The organism is Limnohabitans sp. 2KL-3 (assembly GCF_001269405.1).
Lineage (GTDB): Bacteria > Pseudomonadota > Gammaproteobacteria > Burkholderiales > Burkholderiaceae_C > Limnohabitans_A.
In genome coordinates, this window is record NZ_CXON01000004.1 from 57832 (window position 1) to 73833 (window position 16002).

Consider the following 16002-nt stretch of genomic DNA (forward strand, 5'->3'; position numbering starts at 1 on the left):
AAGTTCAACGGTGAGTCGCAACTTTGGACGTCCGTTGTAACGGCACCTGAGAATTCGTCGCCTGAAGGCGCTCGGCCAGCCAAACCTTGATCACGGACTGCCTCGTCACCCCCAGTTTGCTGGCTTCGCGGTCCAGCGAGTCAACCATCCATGTTGGGAAATCAACATTCACCCGCTTCTGCGCTTGCTGCACGCGCCTGGCTTTGGACAAGTCCAAAGAAGCAGTGATGTCGACACCATCATCAAACTGCTGGTCGAAATTTTTAGCTTTCATAAAGTGCCACCTCTTCTCTGCGTGCGTGACGCACGGCTGTTGCACTATTTCGTTCAGGGAGCCGCCAAGCGTTTGCGCGTGGTGGTTTTTGTACGAACAGACAGAACTTGAGTTTCGTGAGCAAAAGCAAGCATGCTGGCCAAAGCCTTATTGACGGCTTCAGAAGTCGGAAACGACTTGAGAATTTCGGGCTGCAACACCACGACATTGCTGCCCTGCGCGAAATGTTGAAGGTGCTTGCCGCGAACACCCTTGCCAAGTTGATCGCGCTTCAATTCAGGAATATCCAGATCAGCCATTTTTGTAGATGTCTTTTTCATATCGGGTTGCCTTTCTTGCGCTGATGATTCGAATGCTGTTGCGACGCTCCGTGTGAACGACCACCAAATGTCGCTCCTTGTTTGAGATTCCATAGGTTCGGCTCCTGTCCTCATCCATTGAGTGATCAGTGTCCGAAAAAGTCAAGGCCAAAGCATCTCCAAAAACGCTGACAGTTTCGTCAAAAGACACGCCATGCTTGAGCAAGTTGCTTTGTGCTTTTCCATTCGAACTTGAACATGCGAGTTCCTTGCATTGACGTTCTCAGCCGCCCACTTTGTTAAATTTTTTGCTCGCTGAGCAGGGCGCTTGAGTGAGGCCTTGCGACATGCGTTCCATCAAGAAATCATCCAACAAAGAAAATTCGTCGCTTAGTTTGTCAAATTCTGCTTTGACAGCCGCATCGGCCAGTGCTTGGGTGGGCAGTTGTTGATGCGTCAACATGTTTCCAGTCCTTCATACGTTTGCGCGCAAGCGCCAATTCTTTGGGCTGATGAATCAAATGCTAACGGCAAACTCGACCGTTTGAGCAATTTATTAGCTTGCAATGGAAGGGCCTGCATACAGCCTTTTCTCGCCAGTAGCGAACGTGGCCCGCAAAATTTGACCATCGAACACTTCGTAGACACACAACATCTCGATGGAGCCGACGCCCTCTGGAAATGTGCGTTCAATCAGCTCAAGGTCAGCGACCATATTTCCCACCACTTGTCGAGACAGTAGCCTTGCGTAAAGGTTGGGCTCGGCGAACCGCGCAAGAAAGCGCGGACGCATCTGCTCGTGCCCTCGCGCCAGCAGCTCTCCACCTGTTGCGTACTGCTCCGCATTTGGCGAGTAGGTGGCCAGCAGTGCCTCAATGTCTTTCGCGTTGTACGCGTCCAGTTGAGCCTGTACGACTTCAAGCGGGGATCTGTGCGACATGGAATGCTCCTCTTCGATGGATGATGTAATTGATTTGGCAAGCCAACGCTAACGCTCAGCGGTGGGCGAAGACATCCGCATCAACAGAAGGTCAGACCTCATTCGTTGTGCTCCACTGCTTATTGAGCAGCGCGTACTGTAGGAGGTCATGGTGCTGGCCCACCCAGTAGCCAGCTTCGCGCTGCCGCCCCTCTTGCAGGAACCCGAGCGCCTCGAGTAAGGCCAGAGATGCCGTGTTGTCAGGGTGAACCTGCGCCTCGATTCGATTGAACTGCGCCTCTCGAAAACCCCATGTGATGATTGCTTTTAGAGCTTCTTTTACATATCCGCGGTCCTGATACGCTGGACTGATTTCGTAACCGACGATGCAGGATTTCCAGCTTCGATTCCAGCGAAACAAGCCACATGTACCGATCAGTCCGGGTTGGTCTTTCAACTCCAAAGCCCAGCGTGCACCGGAAACTGGCTCTTTGCGCCAACTGGCAAACGTAGCGACCAACTTCGCGGCGTCGTCAAGATCGCGAATCGGATCCGAACCGAACCATCTCATGTACTTGGCGTCGCCATGAATACGAAAAATATTTTCCGCATCCGATTCCACAACCTCACGCAGCGTGAGTCGGGATGTCTGCAGTGCGGGAAAATCGACCATAAGGTGTTTGCGTCTTAAAGTTTGAGCTAACCTGCGCAGAACAAGTTGGCGAAGGGAGGGCCAGAATTAAATGCCGACCCAGACGGCGGCAAGCTCTGTAGCGTTCGGTTGAGCAAATGGTTAAGCCTCGCTCGCTGGCGCCTAGAAAGCAATGCGCCCATACAAGTCATCGAATGGTACGAGTACATGCTGACGGAACGCGGGTCTCTTCTTGAGGCGGCTGAACCAAGCCATCACGTTGGGTGGTTCCTCAACCGCCAGACCCAGCCCGAAGTAACGATGAAGGGCAGTTCCTGCTGGAATGTCAGCCGCCGTGAAGTGACTTCCTGCCAAAAAGTCGTTGTTCGCAAGATGGGCGTCAAGTAGTCGAAAGTGCTTGAGACAGCTTGAAAGTGCGGCCTGGTTGGCCAATTTGTCTCGCTGAGCTTCTGGCGTGCGGTAGTAGCCCCAGAAGAGACGCATGAAACTGGGTTGCAGTGCTGTAGCAGCCCAGTCGATCCAACGATCCGCTTTTGACCGGGCAAAAGAATCTTCAATCCAGAGATTCCCTTGCGAGTGTTTGGCGCAGAGGTACCTGACGATAGAGTTGGATTCCCAAACTGACCCTTCCTCGTCAAGGATGACCGGGACAAGTCCATTTGGATTCATTGCCAGGAATGCTGGATCGTCGAGGCCGCCAAAGCTTCCGCCCGCATTGCGGTGCTCGTAGTGAAGTCCTAGTTCATCAAGCGTCCATAGAACCTTCTGAACATTAAAAGAGGAGCGCCTGCCCCAAACAGTGATCGATGACTTCATGTGCGATTGATGAGATGTGAATTGCGAGACCTAACGTTGACGCAGACTAGATGTGAAACCTAACGTGATGTAAACCGCAAAAACCCGGTGGATACATCCGGGCACGGTCGATACATCTTTTTGTTGAACTCGTTGCAATCGACTTGTGCCATGGGTTTCAGACCAGTCAATATGTTTACATGCAGGGATAAATCAACAGACCTAACCCGGCAACCAGCCCCTTGCAACATCCCTCCCGCACCAACCAGCGCAGCAGGCGTGAAGCGCTCCACTATACCGAAATAAATACGAAAAATTAGCTACAAATTATTTTGGTGCGCTCAACGCCTTTCAGATGCACTCCACTGCAAAGAACAACAAAAACCGGCATTCACAGCCATACGCGGCCTGGCGAAAAGCATCAATGCGCCCCGCGAATCCAATCCACCGCCTTCTCTGCAATCATGATCGTCGGCGCGTTGGTGTTGCCACTCACGATGCGCGGCATGACCGACGCGTCGACCACGCGCAGGCCGGGCACGCCGTGCACGAGCAGTTTCGCGTCCACCACCGCCATGTTGTCTTGGCCCATGCGGCAGGTGCCCACCGGGTGGTAGACCGTGTCGGCGTGCTGGCGAATCCAGTGTTCGAGTTGTTCGTCGCTGCGCGCATCGGCAGACGCTGCCCACTCTTTGCCGTACGCGGTCAAGGCGGGTTGGGCTAGGATGTTTTGGGCTTGGCGAACTTTGTCGCGCAAGCGCTGCAGATCACGCGGGTCACTCAAAAACTGCGGGTCAATCAACGGTGCGCTATTCGGGTTGCGGTCGGCCAATTGCACGCGGCCCCGGCTGTCGGGTTGCAACAAGCACACATGCAAAGAGTAGCCATGCCCCAGCGTCAATTGGCGGCCGTGGTACACCAGCTTGGCCACCACAAAGTGCAGCTGGATGTCCGGGTGCGCTTCGTCAGGTCGGCTTTTGTAAAAGGCATCGCCCTCGGCAAAGTTGGTGGTGAGCGGCCCCTTGCGGTGTTGCCGCCAGGCCCACAGGGCTTGCATGGTCTGCCATGTACCCCGCAGTGACACCCCGATCAAATCGGTGTGCCCCGGTGCATCGGCCACCAGCACCGCGTCAGGGTGGTCGTACAGGTTTTCGCCCACACCGGGCAAGTCGCGCAGCACCTCGATGCCCTGGCTTTGCAAATGCGCGGCGGGCCCAATGCCCGAACGCATGAGGATGGCGGGTGACTGAAAAGCGCCTGCACTCAAAATGATTTCTCGCCGGGCGGTCACGGTCTGTGCCTTGCCACCCTGCAAGGTGTGCACCCGCCGCGCCACGCCATCCACCAAGCCAATGCGGTCCACCTTGATGCCGGTCATGACATGCAAATTGGGGCGGCCCAAGTTGGGCGTGAGGTAAGCCTTGGCCGCGCTGAAACGCTCGCCTGCCTTCTGCGTGACTTGGTACAGGCCCACACCTTCTTGCGTGGGGCCGTTGAAGTCGGTGGTGTGCGCCAAACCCGCTTGCACGCCTGCCTCCACAAAGCGTTTGGCAAACGCATTGGGGCTTTGCAGGTCGGCCACGTTCAATGGGCCGTTTTGGCCATGCCATTCGTTGCGAATGCGCTCGTTGTGCTCGGCCTTCAGAAAGTAGGGCAAGACCTCGGCCCATGACCAACCCGCGCAACCCATCTGGGCCCAGGTGTCGTAGTCCACGGCTTGGCCACGGATGCAGGCCATCGCATTGGTTGAGCTGGAGCCCCCAAGGTGCGGCCACGGGGCTGAAAACCGATGCGGCCGTTCAAGCCGGGCTGCGGGACGGTGTTCAGGCCTTGCGAGACGATTTCGGTGCGGGCCATGAGCGCGATGCCCGCGGGGCAATGGATCAAGGCACTGGTGTCGGGCGGACCGGCCTCGATCAGGGCCACCTGCACGGCAGGGTCTTCGCTCAAACGGGCTGCCAGTACACAACCGGCCGAGCCACCGCCCACGATCACATAGTCAAACTCCATGAAACACTTCCCCCAATGCTTTGTGCGTCCAATGTAAGGGCCCCAGCGTGCCTTGGCCTGTCTTGTGTGCATCAGGGTTTTTCCCAGCAAACGCATCGTCAAGGCGGCATCTCCTTGACCCAAACACCCCGCACAATGGCACCACATTGGGAGACAAATTATGCGTGCCGTCCTTGAGTTTGTTGGCCCGGAACGGTTCAGCAGGCCACACCCATGAACAGCCCAGCCGTCGAACTCGAACAAGCTTGGCAAGACAAGCGCTGGTGGTGGCTGCTGAGCCCTGCCATCCCGTTGGCTTTAACGGGGTCTTTGCTGGCCTTTGTCTGGAGTGACCAATGGTGGTGCATGCTCCTGGCCCCCATCGTCATTCATGTCTTGCTGCCCATGCTCGACCGGGTGCTTGGCGAAGACTTCAGCAACCCACCCGAATCGGCGGTAGCGCAACTCGATCAGGATCTGTTTTACCGGGCCTTGGTGTGGGCCTATGTGCCTGCGCAATTCATCGGCACCGTGTTGGGCGCTTGGATCGCGGCCACTCAGCCGTTGGCCTGGTTGGGCTACGCCGCTTTGGTGTTTACCGTGGGGGCCATCAACGGCATTGGCATTGGCACCGCGCACGAGTTGGGCCACAAGAAAGAAACCCTGGACCGGTGGCTGTCCAAGCTCGCCTTGGCACCCAGTGCATACGGCCACTTTTTTGTAGAGCACAACCGGGGTCACCACAAACGGGTTGCCACCCCTGAAGACCCGGCCAGCGCCCGCATGGGCGAAAGCTTTTGGGCCTTTTTGCCACGCTCGGTGTGGGGCAGCTTGCAATCGGCCTGGGCGTTGGAAAAAGAACGCCTGAACAAACAAGGCCTCAGCGTTTGGCACCGCCAAAACCACAACCTGCAGTCCTGGGGTCTGACGCTGCTCTTGTTTGGAGGACTGGGGGTGTGGCTGGGCTGGACGGTGTGGCCGTTTTTGGTCTTGCAGGCGGTGTATGCGGCATCCATGCTGGAGGTGGTGAACTACGTGGAGCATTACGGCTTGCTGCGCCAGCGCGACGCGTCTGGCCGGTATGTGCGCTGCGAGCCAGAGCATTCGTGGAACAGCAACCACCTGGTGGGCAATCTGGTGTTGTACCAGCTGCAAAGGCACTCTGACCACCACGCCCACCCCAGTCGCCGCTACCAGGCGCTGCGGCATTTCGCCTCGGCACCCCAACTGCCGGCGGGTTACGCCACCATGATTTCGGTGGCTTATTGCCCGCCCCTGTGGTTTGCATGGATGGACCACCGTGTGATGGCCCACTACGGCGGCGACCTGAGCTTGGTGAATGTGCAAGCGTCGGCCCGGCAGAGACTCTTGCGGCGCTGGGCTTGTTGATCTCACCCTCGGGGCGATGGGGGTGTGGTCTGCGAGGCTTGATCGCGATGGGGGCGTCGCTCCTACGGGGAGAGTGCCCTGCATTTTGTGGGAGCCCCGCCCTCGGGGCGATGGGGGTGTGGTCTGCGAGGCTTGATCGCGATGGGGGCGTCGCTCCTACGGGGGGAGTGCCCTGTGTTTTGTGGGAGCCCCGCCCTCGGGGCGATGGGGGTGGTCTGCGAGGCTTGATCGCGATGGGGGCGTCGCTCCTACGGGGAGAGTGCCCTGCATTTTGTGGGAGCCCCGCCCTCGGGGCGATGGTTGGGGGTCTGCGAGGGTGATCGCGACGGGGGCGTCGCTCCTACGGGGAGAGTGCCCTGCATTTTGTGGGAGCCCCGCCCTCGGGGCGATGGGGTGTGGTCTGCGAGGCTTGATCGCGGCGAGGGTGCCGCGCCTACAAAAGAGGGTTCATCCCAAAACAGCGGATTGGGGCGATCAACGCGCTGCCCGGGTGTGGGCCCGGCCTCAGGTTTCCACAAACGCCAGAACGGCCTCCAGCATGCGCTGCACATGGGGTTGAACGCCTGAAGCCACCTCGGGCAAATAGTCGAACGGCCAGCTTTCTTGCATGTAGCTGCATTGCGTCATTTCCAGCTGCACCGCGTGAATGCCTTGCGCCGGGTTGCCGTACTGGCGCGTGATGTGCCCGCCTTTGAAGCGGCCGTTGAGCACGGCGGTGTAGCCCGGTGCTGATTGGCCAATGGCCAGCAGCTGCTCGGCCAGTGTCGGGTCGCAGCTGGCACCGTTGGCGGTGCCCAGGTTCAGGTCGGGCAAACGGCCTTCAAAAAATCGCGGCAGCACCGAGCGGATCGAGTGGGCGTCCCACAGCGCGGCTACGCCATGCTGGGCTTTGATGCGGGCCAGCTCGTGCGCGAGTTGCGCGTGATAGGGTTGCCAGACGGCTTCGCGCCGCGCGGCAATCTCTGCCTGGCCCGGCACATCGCTCGGGTCGCGGTACAGCGGCTGGTCGTCGAACAAGTCCACCGGGCACAGGCCGGTCACGCTTTGCCCGGGGTACAGGCTCGCGCCGTCTGGCGGGCGGTTGAGGTCGATCACAAAGCGCGAATGCGTGGCCACCAGCACCGAGGCCCCCAGCGCGTCGGCAAAGTCGTACAGGCGTTCCAGATGCCAGTCGGTGTCGGGCACGCGCTGGGCTTCGTCGGTCAGGCGTGCGGCCAATGCGGGCGGCACATGTGTGCCCACATGCGGCATGGAAATCAGCAAAGGGCGCGTGCCTTGGCGAAAGCGAAAAGGGGGTTCGGTGGTTTGAAAAGTCATGCTTGATGAGGTGACAAGGGTGGATGTTCGGTCAAGGGATCCATGTGCTGCAAGGCCATGCCATCGACCGCCAAACGGCCCTGGCGCACCACGCTGCAGGCCGGGCGTTGGCCCAGCCAATAGGCGAGTTCTGCCACATCGCCCAATGGCCACAGCACAAAATTGGCAGGGCACCCGGCTGCGATGCGGCCATGTGTGGCCTGCAGGCCCAGTGCCTGCGCGGCATGGCGTGTCACGCCCGCCAGCGCCTCGGGCACCGTCAAGCGGAACAAGGTGCAGGCCATGTTGACCATGAGCAACAAACTCAAAGCAGGCGAGGTGCCCGGGTTGTGGTCGGTGGACACGGCCATGGGCACGCCAGCAGCACGCAGCGCCGCAATGGGCGGCATGTGCGTGTCACGCAGCGTGTAATAAGCGCCCGGCAACAGCACCGCCACCGTGCCCGCTTGCCGCATGGCGGCGATGCCTTCGGCGCTCAGGTGTTCGATGTGGTCGCACGACAGCGCCCCGAAGCGTGCCGCCAGCGCCGAGCCGCCCATGTCCGACAGTTGCTCGGCGTGCAGCTTGACCGGCAAGCCCAGCGCTTGCGCCGCCTGGAACACCTGCTCGGTCTGCGCCAGCGTGAAGCCAATGGTTTCGCAAAACACATCCACCGCGTCCACCAAGCCTTCGGCAGCCAGTGTGGGCATCATCTCTTCACAAACCTGCCGGATGTAGTCGTCGCTGCGCCCGGCGTATTCGGGCGGCAACGCATGGGCCCCCAAAAACGTGGTGCGCACCGTGACGCCAAACACCTCGCCCAGCCGCCGGGCCACACGCAGCTGTTTGCGTTCGTCCTCCAGGCTCAGGCCATAACCCGATTTGATCTCGATGGCGCACACACCTTCGGCCAGCAAAGCCTGCAAATGCGGCACGGCCGCGTCGAACAAGTCGTCTTCGCTGGCCTGGCGTGTGGCCTTGACGCTGGACACAATGCCGCCCCCGGCACGCGCCACCTCTTCGTAACTGGCACCCGCCAAGCGCATGGCGAATTCGTTGGCCCGCTGCCCGCCGTACACCAGGTGCGTGTGGCAATCGATGAGGCCCGGCGTGACCCAGGCGCCTTGGCCGTCGTGTGAGGGCAGTGGCCGGTAAGCGTCTGGCAAATCGGCGTGCGCACCCACCCAGGCGATGGCCCCTTGTTCGACCACGATTGCAGCATCGGGCACGGCTGGTGTACCTGCTCCCAAGGCTTCGGGTGCCAAGTGCAGGTGGTGCCAAACGCCGTCGGCGCTGCGCATGGCGGGTGAATCGGGCAGATCGAATCGGTTCAAGGTCATGGTGATTTCAAAATAGGCGTGGACACGGACCTGGTTTTTTGCAGGCGCGGTGACCTGCCGCTATCGCCCCGAGGGCGGGGCTCCTACATTTTTTGCAGGCGTGGTGACCTGCCGCCATCGCTCCGAGGGCGGGGCTCCTGCATCACATCGGGTCGCTGTGCACATCACTTGATCATGGGCAGCTTGAGCCCCTGCTTTTTGGCGGTGGCCACAGCCAGCTCGTAACCCGCATCGGCGTGGCGCATCACGCCCGAGCCGCTGTCGTTGACCAGCACACGCGCCAGGCGCTCGGCCGCCGCGTCGGTGCCGTCGGCCACGATGACCATGCCCGAGTGTTGTGAATAGCCCATGCCCACGCCGCCGCCGTGGTGCAGGCTGACCCAGCTGGCGCCGCCTGCGGTGTTGAGCAAGGCGTTCAGCAGCGGCCAGTCGCTCACGGCGTCGGTGCCGTCTTTCATGGCTTCGGTCTCGCGGTTGGGGCTGGCCACCGAGCCGGTGTCCAGGTGGTCACGCCCGATCACGATGGGGGCTTTGAGTTCGCCCGAGCGCACCATCTCGTTGAAGGCCAGACCGGCCAGGTGCCGCTCACCCAGGCCCAGCCAGCAAATGCGTGCGGGCAGGCCCTGAAAGCTGATGCGTTCACGCGCCATGTCCAGCCAGCGGTGGGTGTGCGTGTTGTTGGGGAACAGTTCCTTGATCTTGGCATCGGTTTTGTAGATGTCTTCCGGATCACCCGACAAGGCCACCCAGCGGAAGGGCCCTTTGCCTTCGCAGAACATGGGGCGGATGTAGGCGGGCACAAAACCGGGGAAGTCGAACGCGTTGCTCACGCCATGGTCAAACGCCACTTGGCGGATGTTGTTGCCGTAGTCCACCGTGGGGATGCCCATGGTCTGGAAGTCCAGCATGGCTTGCACCTGGGTGGCGCAGCCTTGTGCAGCTTCGGCCTTCAGGCGGGCGTGTTGTGCAGGGTCGTGTTGGGCGGCTTTCCACTGCGCCACGGTCCAGCCCGGGGGCAGGTAGCCGTTGATCAGGTCGTGTGCCGAGGTCTGGTCGGTCACCAGATCGGGGCGCATGCCACCCGCCTGGGCGCGGCGCACCAGCTCGGGCAAGATTTCAGCCGCGTTGCCCAACAGGGCAATCGAGATCGCCTCTTTGGCGGCGGTGTGGTGTTTGATCAAGGCCAAGGCGTCGTCCAGGTCTTTGGCTTGTTTGTCCACATAGCGGGTGCGCAAACGGAAGTCGATGCTGCTTTGCTGGCATTCGATGTTGAGCGAACAGGCTCCGGCCAGCGTGGCGGCCAAGGGCTGTGCACCGCCCATGCCGCCCAGACCGGCCGTCAAAATCCAGCGGCCTGTCCAGTCGTTGTTGTAGTGCTGGCGACCGGCTTCCACAAAGGTCTCGAAGGTGCCTTGCACGATGCCTTGGGTGCCGATGTAAATCCACGAGCCTGCGGTCATCTGCCCGTACATGAACAGGCCTTTGCGGTCGAGTTCGTTGAAGTGTTCCCAGTTGGCCCACTTGGGCACGAGATTGGAGTTGGCAATCAGCACACGCGGCGCGTTGGCGTGCGTCTTGAACACGCCCACCGGTTTGCCCGATTGAATGAGCAAGGACTCGTCTTCGTTCAGGTCTTTGAGCGAGGCCAGGATCTGGTCAAAGCAGGCCCAGTCACGGGCCGCACGGCCAATGCCGCCGTAGACCACCAGGCTTTGTGGGTTCTCGGCCACTTCGGCGTCCAGGTTGTTCTGGACCATGCGGTAAGCGGCTTCGGTGACCCAGTTCTTGCAAGTGAGCGTGCTGCCACGCGGCGCACGCACCACGCGGGTCGGGTCGAGGCGGGGGTCGATGGAGGGGGTCATGGGGTCTCCTTGAGGATGAGCAATGGATACATAAAAGGCGTTCAGCGCAGGCCGGGCAAATCAAGGCACGAGCCGCTTTGCAGCAAGGCCCCGCTCTTGACCATGTCGATGGCGGCTTGCATGTCGGGCTGGATGTGGCGGTCGTCGCTCAGATGCGCCACGCGTGTGCGCAGCAAAGCCACCGCAGCGGCCAAGGGCGCACTGGTGTGCAGCGGCGCATGAAAGTCACAGCCTTGGGCCGCTGCCATCCACTCGATGCCGATCACCGCCATGGCGTTGTCGGCCATGGGCAGCAGGCGGCGTGCACCGTGCGCGGCCATGGACACATGGTCTTCCTGGTTGGCCGAGGTGGGGATGGAGTCGACACTGGCCGGGTAGGCGCGTTGTTTGTTTTCTGACACCAAGGCGGCTGCGGTGACCTGCGGGATCATGAAGCCCGAATTGAGCCCCGGCTTGGGTGTGAGGAATGCGGGCAGCCCCGACAGCGCCGGGTCCACCAGCATGGCGATGCGGCGCTCGGCCAAAGAGCCGATCTCGCAAATGGCCATGGCGATCATGTCGGCGGCAAAGGCCACCGGCTCGGCGTGGAAGTTGCCGCCCGACAGCGATTCATCGGTGTCGCTGAAGATCAGCGGGTTGTCGGACACGCCGTTGGCCTCGGTCTCCAGCAACTGGGCGGCGTTGTGCAGCACATCAAAACACGCGCCCATGACCTGCGGCTGGCAGCGCAGGCAATAGGGGTCTTGCACGCGCTCGTCCCCCTGCAAATGCGAGGCGCGGATGGCGCTGCCGCTGAGCAACTGGCGCAAAGCTTCTGCGGTGGCAATCTGCCCCCGGTGCTTGCGCAGGCGGTGAATGCGGGCATCAAAAGGCGCGTCCGATCCCTTGGCCGCATCGGTGGCCAAAGCACCGGTGAGCAGCGCCGACTGGAACAGGCGCTCGGCTTCAAACAAACCGGCCAGTGCGTTGGCGGTGGAAAACTGCGTGCCGTTGAGCAGGGCCAGCCCTTCTTTGGGCCCCAGCGTCACCGGGACCAGGCCCACGCTGGCCAGCGCCTGTTGGGCGGGCATGCGGCCTTGGGGCGTGTCGGCATCGCCCACGCCGATCATCACGGCGGTCATGTGCGCCAGCGGGGCCAGATCGCCCGAGGCTCCAACCGAGCCTTGCCCTGGCACCACCGGGATGATGCCTTGGGCCAACATGGCTTCGAGCAAGGCCAGCGTGGCCGGGCGAATGCCCGAAGCGCCTTGAGCCAGACTGGCGATTTTCAAAGCCATCATCAAACGGGTGATGGCCACCGGCGTGGCTTCGCCCACACCTGCGGCGTGCGAGAGCACGATGTTGCGTTGCAGGGTTTCCAGGTCTTCGGCCGGAATGCGCACGCTGGCCAATTTGCCAAAGCCGGTGTTGATGCCGTACACCGGCTCGCCCTTGGCCACGATGCGGGCCACGCTGTCGGCACTGGCTTGCACGGCGGCGGCGCAGGCGGTGTCCAGCGCAGGCGTGGCACCCCGGTAAATGGCGCACCAGTCGGCCAAGGGCACTTGGCCGGGAATGAGTTTCAACATGGGGGTTGGCATGTGCTGTGTCCGTTCATCAAAAGGCGATGCGCACCAAGTCGGAGTGCATCAGGTCGAGATCGGGTTGCCACTGGCGCTGTAGCGGCTGCCCAGGCGGTAGCGGCTGGCCGGGTGCAGGCAGCGCACCAGGGTCACCGGCACGCCTTGGGTCCAGGTGCGGCGCGTGAGCAGCAAGCAAGGCTCGGCCGCGTCCATCTGCAGGCGCAGCGCTTGCTCGGGCGTGGGCAGCACCGCATCAACCACATGCTCGATTTCGTCAAAGGGCACGGTGCGCACCAAAAACTCGGACGGCTGCTGCTGCGTGAAATCTTGCTGCGCAAAATCGGGCACCACCTGCGGGTTGACAAAGCGGTCTTCGAGCTGAATGGGCACGCCGTCTTCCAGGTGCACACACACCGAATGGAACACCGACTCGCCGGTGCGCACATTCAGGGCCGCAGCCACTTCCAGGGTGGCGGCCACACGTTCGACCACCAGCATTTGGCAGGCGTAGTCGTGACCGCGTTGTCGGATTTCACTGGCCAGGTTGACGATCTGCAGCAGGTTGGCCTGCGGTTTTTGTTCGGCCACAAAACTGCCCACACCCGCCACGCGCACGATGCGCCCCTGCGTCACCAACTCGCGCAAGGCCCGGTTGACGGTCATGCGCGAGATGCCAAACTGGGCAACCAGTTCGTGCTCGGACGGCAGGCGGTCACCCGCACGCAGGGTGCCGTCCTGAATCTGGCGGGCAATGTGGTCCTTGACCTGCTGGAACAAGGCCACATCGCCCGAGGCTGGCAGCGCCGCCCGCGCTTTGTGCGGGCGGTGGGCGGTGGCCTTTTCGTGGGCCGTGTCAGTGGCCTTGTCAGTCGCCGTGTTTGCGGCCAACTGGGCGGGAGAAGGATCCAGGCGGGTCATGAAGGGCGTCGGTTTCAAAGCAGCGCGAAAGCCGACTCAGTGCAGATCGGTGGCCATGGCTTCGGCACGAATTTCTTCGGTCAGCCGCGCCTTGAGGGCCATGAACTCGGGCGAGGTCTTGATCGTGTAATGCCGAGGGTGCGGAAAGTCCACCGCCAGCTCGGTCTTGATGCGGCCAGGCCGGGCGCTGAACACCGCCACGCGGTTGGCCATGAAGATGGCTTCGTCGATGTCGTGCGTGACAAACAACACGGTTTTTTGGGCGGATTCCCAAATGCCCAAGAGCAGCTCCTGCATCAGCACCCGGGTCTGGTTGTCCAGGGCGCCAAAGGGTTCGTCGAGCAACAAAATTTTGGGGTCGTTGGCCAGCGCCCGTGCAATCGCGGTGCGCTGCTGCATGCCGCCCGACAGTTGCTTGGGAAAGTGCTGCTCAAAACCGCGCAGCCCCACCTTGGCGATGAAGTAGTCGGCCCGTTCTTTTTGCTCGCGCTCGGGCATGCCGCGTTCGCGCAGGCCAAAGCGGATGTTTTGCTCGATGGTCAGCCACGGAAACAGCGTGTAACTCTGGAACACCATGCCCCGGTCGGCCCCCGGGCCTTGTACCGGTGCACCGTCCAGCAGCACCTGCCCGGTGGTGGGCTGGTCCAGCCCCGCCACGATGCGCAGCAAGGTCGACTTGCCGCAGCCCGATGGCCCGAGGATGGTGACGAAATCGTTTTCACGCACCTCAAAATCCACCGGCGTGAGCGCCTGGGTTGTTTGACCTTTGGGCGAAGTGAAGACGCGTGAGACGCCTTGAATGGACAGTTGGCTGCTCACAGTGAACTCCAGGCAAACAGGCGGCGGTTGAGCGCCTTGAAGGCGAAGTCAGACACCAGCCCGATCAGGCCAATGACGATGATGCCGAAGATGATCTGGCCCGTGTTGAGCAGCGCCTGGCTGTCGGTGATCATGTGGCCAATGCCCGACGACGAGCCGATCAACTCGGCCACGATCACATAGGTCCAGGCCCAGCCCAGCACCAGTCGCAAAATTTCGGCGATCTCGGGCGCCGCACCCGGAATCAGCACGCGTTTGACGATGCCGGCCGGATTGGCCCCCAGGGTGTAGGCGGCTTCGACCAGGTCACGCCGGGCCGCGCCCACACACACCGCCACCATCAGCACGATCTGGAAGACCGAGCCGATGAAGATCACCAGCACCTTTTGCAGCTCGCCAATGCCGGCCCACAAGATCAGCAGGGGAATGAAAGCCGAGGCGGGCAGGTAACGGCAAAAGGACACAAAGGGTTCGAGGAAGGCCTCCACCCCTTTGTGCGCCCCCATCGCAATGCCCAGCGGCACGGCGATCAGGCTGGCCAAAATGAAGCCGGCCAGCACGCGCCAGATGGTCATGCCGATGTCGTGGGCAAAGTTGAACTCGGTGAACAAGAGGATGGCCTCTTGCACCATGGTCACCGGGCTGGCCAAAAACGTGGGCGACACATAACCGCCCAGCGTGAAAAACGCCCAGACGGCAAAAAACAAAATGAAAAAACCAATGCCCAGCACCCACCGCGACTGCGCACGCACCGGCTCCAGCGGGGCCAGTGCGCGGCGGCGTGGCCGCACGGTGGTCGGGCGTGTCGAAGTCGGGTGTGTGGTGGCCATGGCTTTACTTGATGAAGCTGGTGTCAAACATGGCGTTGAAGTCGGTCGGTGCTTTGCGGATCACACCGGCCTCCAGCAAGATCGCTGCGGCGTCTTTCATGAAGCTTTGCAGCTCGCCTGAAAAAAACTTCTGGTTGGCCGCTTTGTCTTGCCAGCGCAGGAAGGCCGAGGATTTGGCAAAGGCCTCGCCGGTTTGCTTGACGGCCGCGCCCATGATCTCGTTGGACTTGGCCGGGTCGGCCTTGATCATCTCCAGTGCGTCAAAGTAGGCATTGGCCAGGCTTTGTGCGGCCTTGGGGTTGGCCTTGAGCCACTCGGGGGCGCAGCCCACGGTGTCCATGACCATGGGGTAGTCGAGCGTGGTGGCCAAAATCTTGCCTGCCTGCGGGTTGGCACGCACGGTGGACAGGTAGGGCTCGTAGGTCATGGCGGCATCGTTTTGACCGGCCACAAAGGACTGTGCGGCTGCCTGGGGTGACAAGGTGCTGAGCTTGACGTCTTTCAGGCTCATGCCGTTTTTGCTCAGCATCCAGGCCAGGCCAAAGAAAGGCGCGGTGCCGGGGGCGTCAACGCCAATGGTCTTGCCCTTGAGGTCAGCAAAGTTGTTGATGTTGCCGCGCACCGCGATGCCGTCCGCGCCAAAAGACTTGTCCATCTGGAAAATCTGCACGATGGGCACGCCATTGGTGTTCCAGGCCACATGCGTTTCCACCGTGGTGGCGGCGCACTGAATGGCCTTGGAGGCCAGGGCAAGGTGGCGGTCTTTCTGGGGGATCATTTTCAGCTCCACATCCAGGCCGTGTTTCTTGAACAAACCGGCCTTGTCGGCCAGGGTCAGCGGGGCAAAGCCGGTCCAGCCGGACATGCCCAATGCGAGCTTGACCTCTTGGGCTTGCGTTGAAAAGGCCAGGGTGGCCGCGGTCGCACCGGCCAAGAGCAGCGAGGCGAATTTGACGTTTGACTTGCGCATGAAGGAACTCCTTGTTGTTGATCAAGCCTGCACTTCAGATGCCGCAAATCGGCACCTGAACGCAGACACACAGCCATCACCGACACCC

General features: G+C 61.3%; 16 protein-coding genes and 1 pseudogene. 1 reads left to right on the top strand and 16 read right to left on the bottom strand.

The window, feature by feature from the left end; genetic code table 11:
- Window positions 1-4 precede the first annotated feature (4 nt).
- From AMM41_RS07355 to AMM41_RS07390, 8 genes and pseudogenes are all read right to left on the bottom strand, one after another.
- Window positions 5-274: a type II toxin-antitoxin system BrnA family antitoxin gene (locus AMM41_RS07355; RefSeq protein ID WP_089956301.1), complete on the bottom strand. Its 270-nt coding sequence runs from the start codon at window positions 272-274 to the stop codon at window positions 5-7.
- A gap of 53 nt (window positions 275-327) precedes the next feature.
- Window positions 328-594, bottom strand: coding sequence for a hypothetical protein (locus tag AMM41_RS07360; protein WP_228769148.1), 267 nt, complete (start codon window positions 592-594; stop codon window positions 328-330).
- Window positions 566-784, bottom strand: a complete 219-nt coding sequence (locus tag AMM41_RS07365) for a BrnT family toxin (protein WP_228769149.1) — start codon at window positions 782-784, stop codon at window positions 566-568. Before AMM41_RS07365 ends, AMM41_RS07360 begins: the two co-directional genes overlap by 29 nt.
- A gap of 72 nt (window positions 785-856) precedes the next feature.
- Entirely contained in the window at window positions 857-1036 is a 180-nt protein-coding gene (locus AMM41_RS07370) for a hypothetical protein (protein WP_089955500.1), read from the bottom strand.
- Between the two features lie 93 nt (window positions 1037-1129).
- Window positions 1130-1513, bottom strand: a complete 384-nt coding sequence (locus AMM41_RS07375; RefSeq protein ID WP_089955504.1) for a nuclear transport factor 2 family protein — start codon at window positions 1511-1513, stop codon at window positions 1130-1132.
- A 91-nt stretch (window positions 1514-1604) separates the two neighbouring features.
- Window positions 1605-2165: a GNAT family N-acetyltransferase gene (locus AMM41_RS07380; protein ID WP_089955508.1), complete on the bottom strand. Its 561-nt coding sequence runs from the start codon at window positions 2163-2165 to the stop codon at window positions 1605-1607.
- A 141-nt stretch (window positions 2166-2306) separates the two neighbouring features.
- The gene (locus AMM41_RS07385) at window positions 2307-2960 is read right to left on the bottom strand and encodes a glutathione S-transferase family protein (protein ID WP_089955511.1); all 654 of its coding nucleotides are present in this window, start codon (window positions 2958-2960) and stop codon (window positions 2307-2309) included.
- 400 nt (window positions 2961-3360) lie between these two features.
- Window positions 3361-4949: pseudogene (locus AMM41_RS07390) on the bottom strand (GMC family oxidoreductase).
- 213 nt (window positions 4950-5162) lie between these two features.
- On the opposite strand from AMM41_RS07390, the gene AMM41_RS07395 reads away from it, so the two are divergent.
- Entirely contained in the window at window positions 5163-6317 is a 1155-nt protein-coding gene (locus AMM41_RS07395) for an alkane 1-monooxygenase (protein WP_089955515.1), read from the top strand.
- 504 nt (window positions 6318-6821) lie between these two features.
- On the opposite strand, the gene hutG is transcribed toward AMM41_RS07395, so the two are convergent.
- The 8 genes from hutG to AMM41_RS07435 all read right to left on the bottom strand — a co-directional run bounded on the left by hutG (window position 6822) and on the right by AMM41_RS07435 (window position 15914).
- On the bottom strand, window positions 6822-7634 hold the full coding sequence (gene hutG / locus AMM41_RS07400; RefSeq protein ID WP_089955519.1) for an N-formylglutamate deformylase: 813 nt from the start codon (window positions 7632-7634) through the stop codon (window positions 6822-6824).
- On the bottom strand, window positions 7631-8953 hold the full coding sequence (gene hutI, locus AMM41_RS07405; protein ID WP_089955522.1) for an imidazolonepropionase: 1323 nt from the start codon (window positions 8951-8953) through the stop codon (window positions 7631-7633). Before hutI ends, hutG begins: the two co-directional genes overlap by 4 nt.
- 164 nt (window positions 8954-9117) lie before the next feature.
- Window positions 9118-10815, bottom strand: coding sequence for a urocanate hydratase (gene hutU, locus AMM41_RS07410; protein ID WP_089955526.1), 1698 nt, complete (start codon window positions 10813-10815; stop codon window positions 9118-9120).
- Window positions 10816-10856: 41 nt separating this feature from the next.
- Entirely contained in the window at window positions 10857-12395 is a 1539-nt protein-coding gene (gene hutH, locus AMM41_RS07415; RefSeq protein WP_228769150.1) for a histidine ammonia-lyase, read from the bottom strand.
- Window positions 12396-12443: 48 nt separating this feature from the next.
- Window positions 12444-13295 (bottom strand): histidine utilization repressor, encoded by an 852-nt coding sequence (hutC, locus tag AMM41_RS07420; protein ID WP_089955533.1) that lies wholly within the window; start codon window positions 13293-13295, stop codon window positions 12444-12446.
- A 36-nt stretch (window positions 13296-13331) separates the two neighbouring features.
- The gene (locus tag AMM41_RS07425) at window positions 13332-14114 is read right to left on the bottom strand and encodes an ABC transporter ATP-binding protein (protein WP_194944653.1); all 783 of its coding nucleotides are present in this window, start codon (window positions 14112-14114) and stop codon (window positions 13332-13334) included.
- Window positions 14111-14944, bottom strand: coding sequence for an ABC transporter permease (locus AMM41_RS07430; RefSeq protein ID WP_089955541.1), 834 nt, complete (start codon window positions 14942-14944; stop codon window positions 14111-14113). The genes AMM41_RS07425 and AMM41_RS07430 overlap by 4 nt, the downstream gene beginning before the upstream one ends.
- Before the next feature lie 4 nt (window positions 14945-14948).
- The gene (locus AMM41_RS07435) at window positions 14949-15914 is read right to left on the bottom strand and encodes an ABC transporter substrate-binding protein (RefSeq protein ID WP_089955546.1); all 966 of its coding nucleotides are present in this window, start codon (window positions 15912-15914) and stop codon (window positions 14949-14951) included.
- Between the last annotated feature and the right edge of the window lie 88 nt (window positions 15915-16002).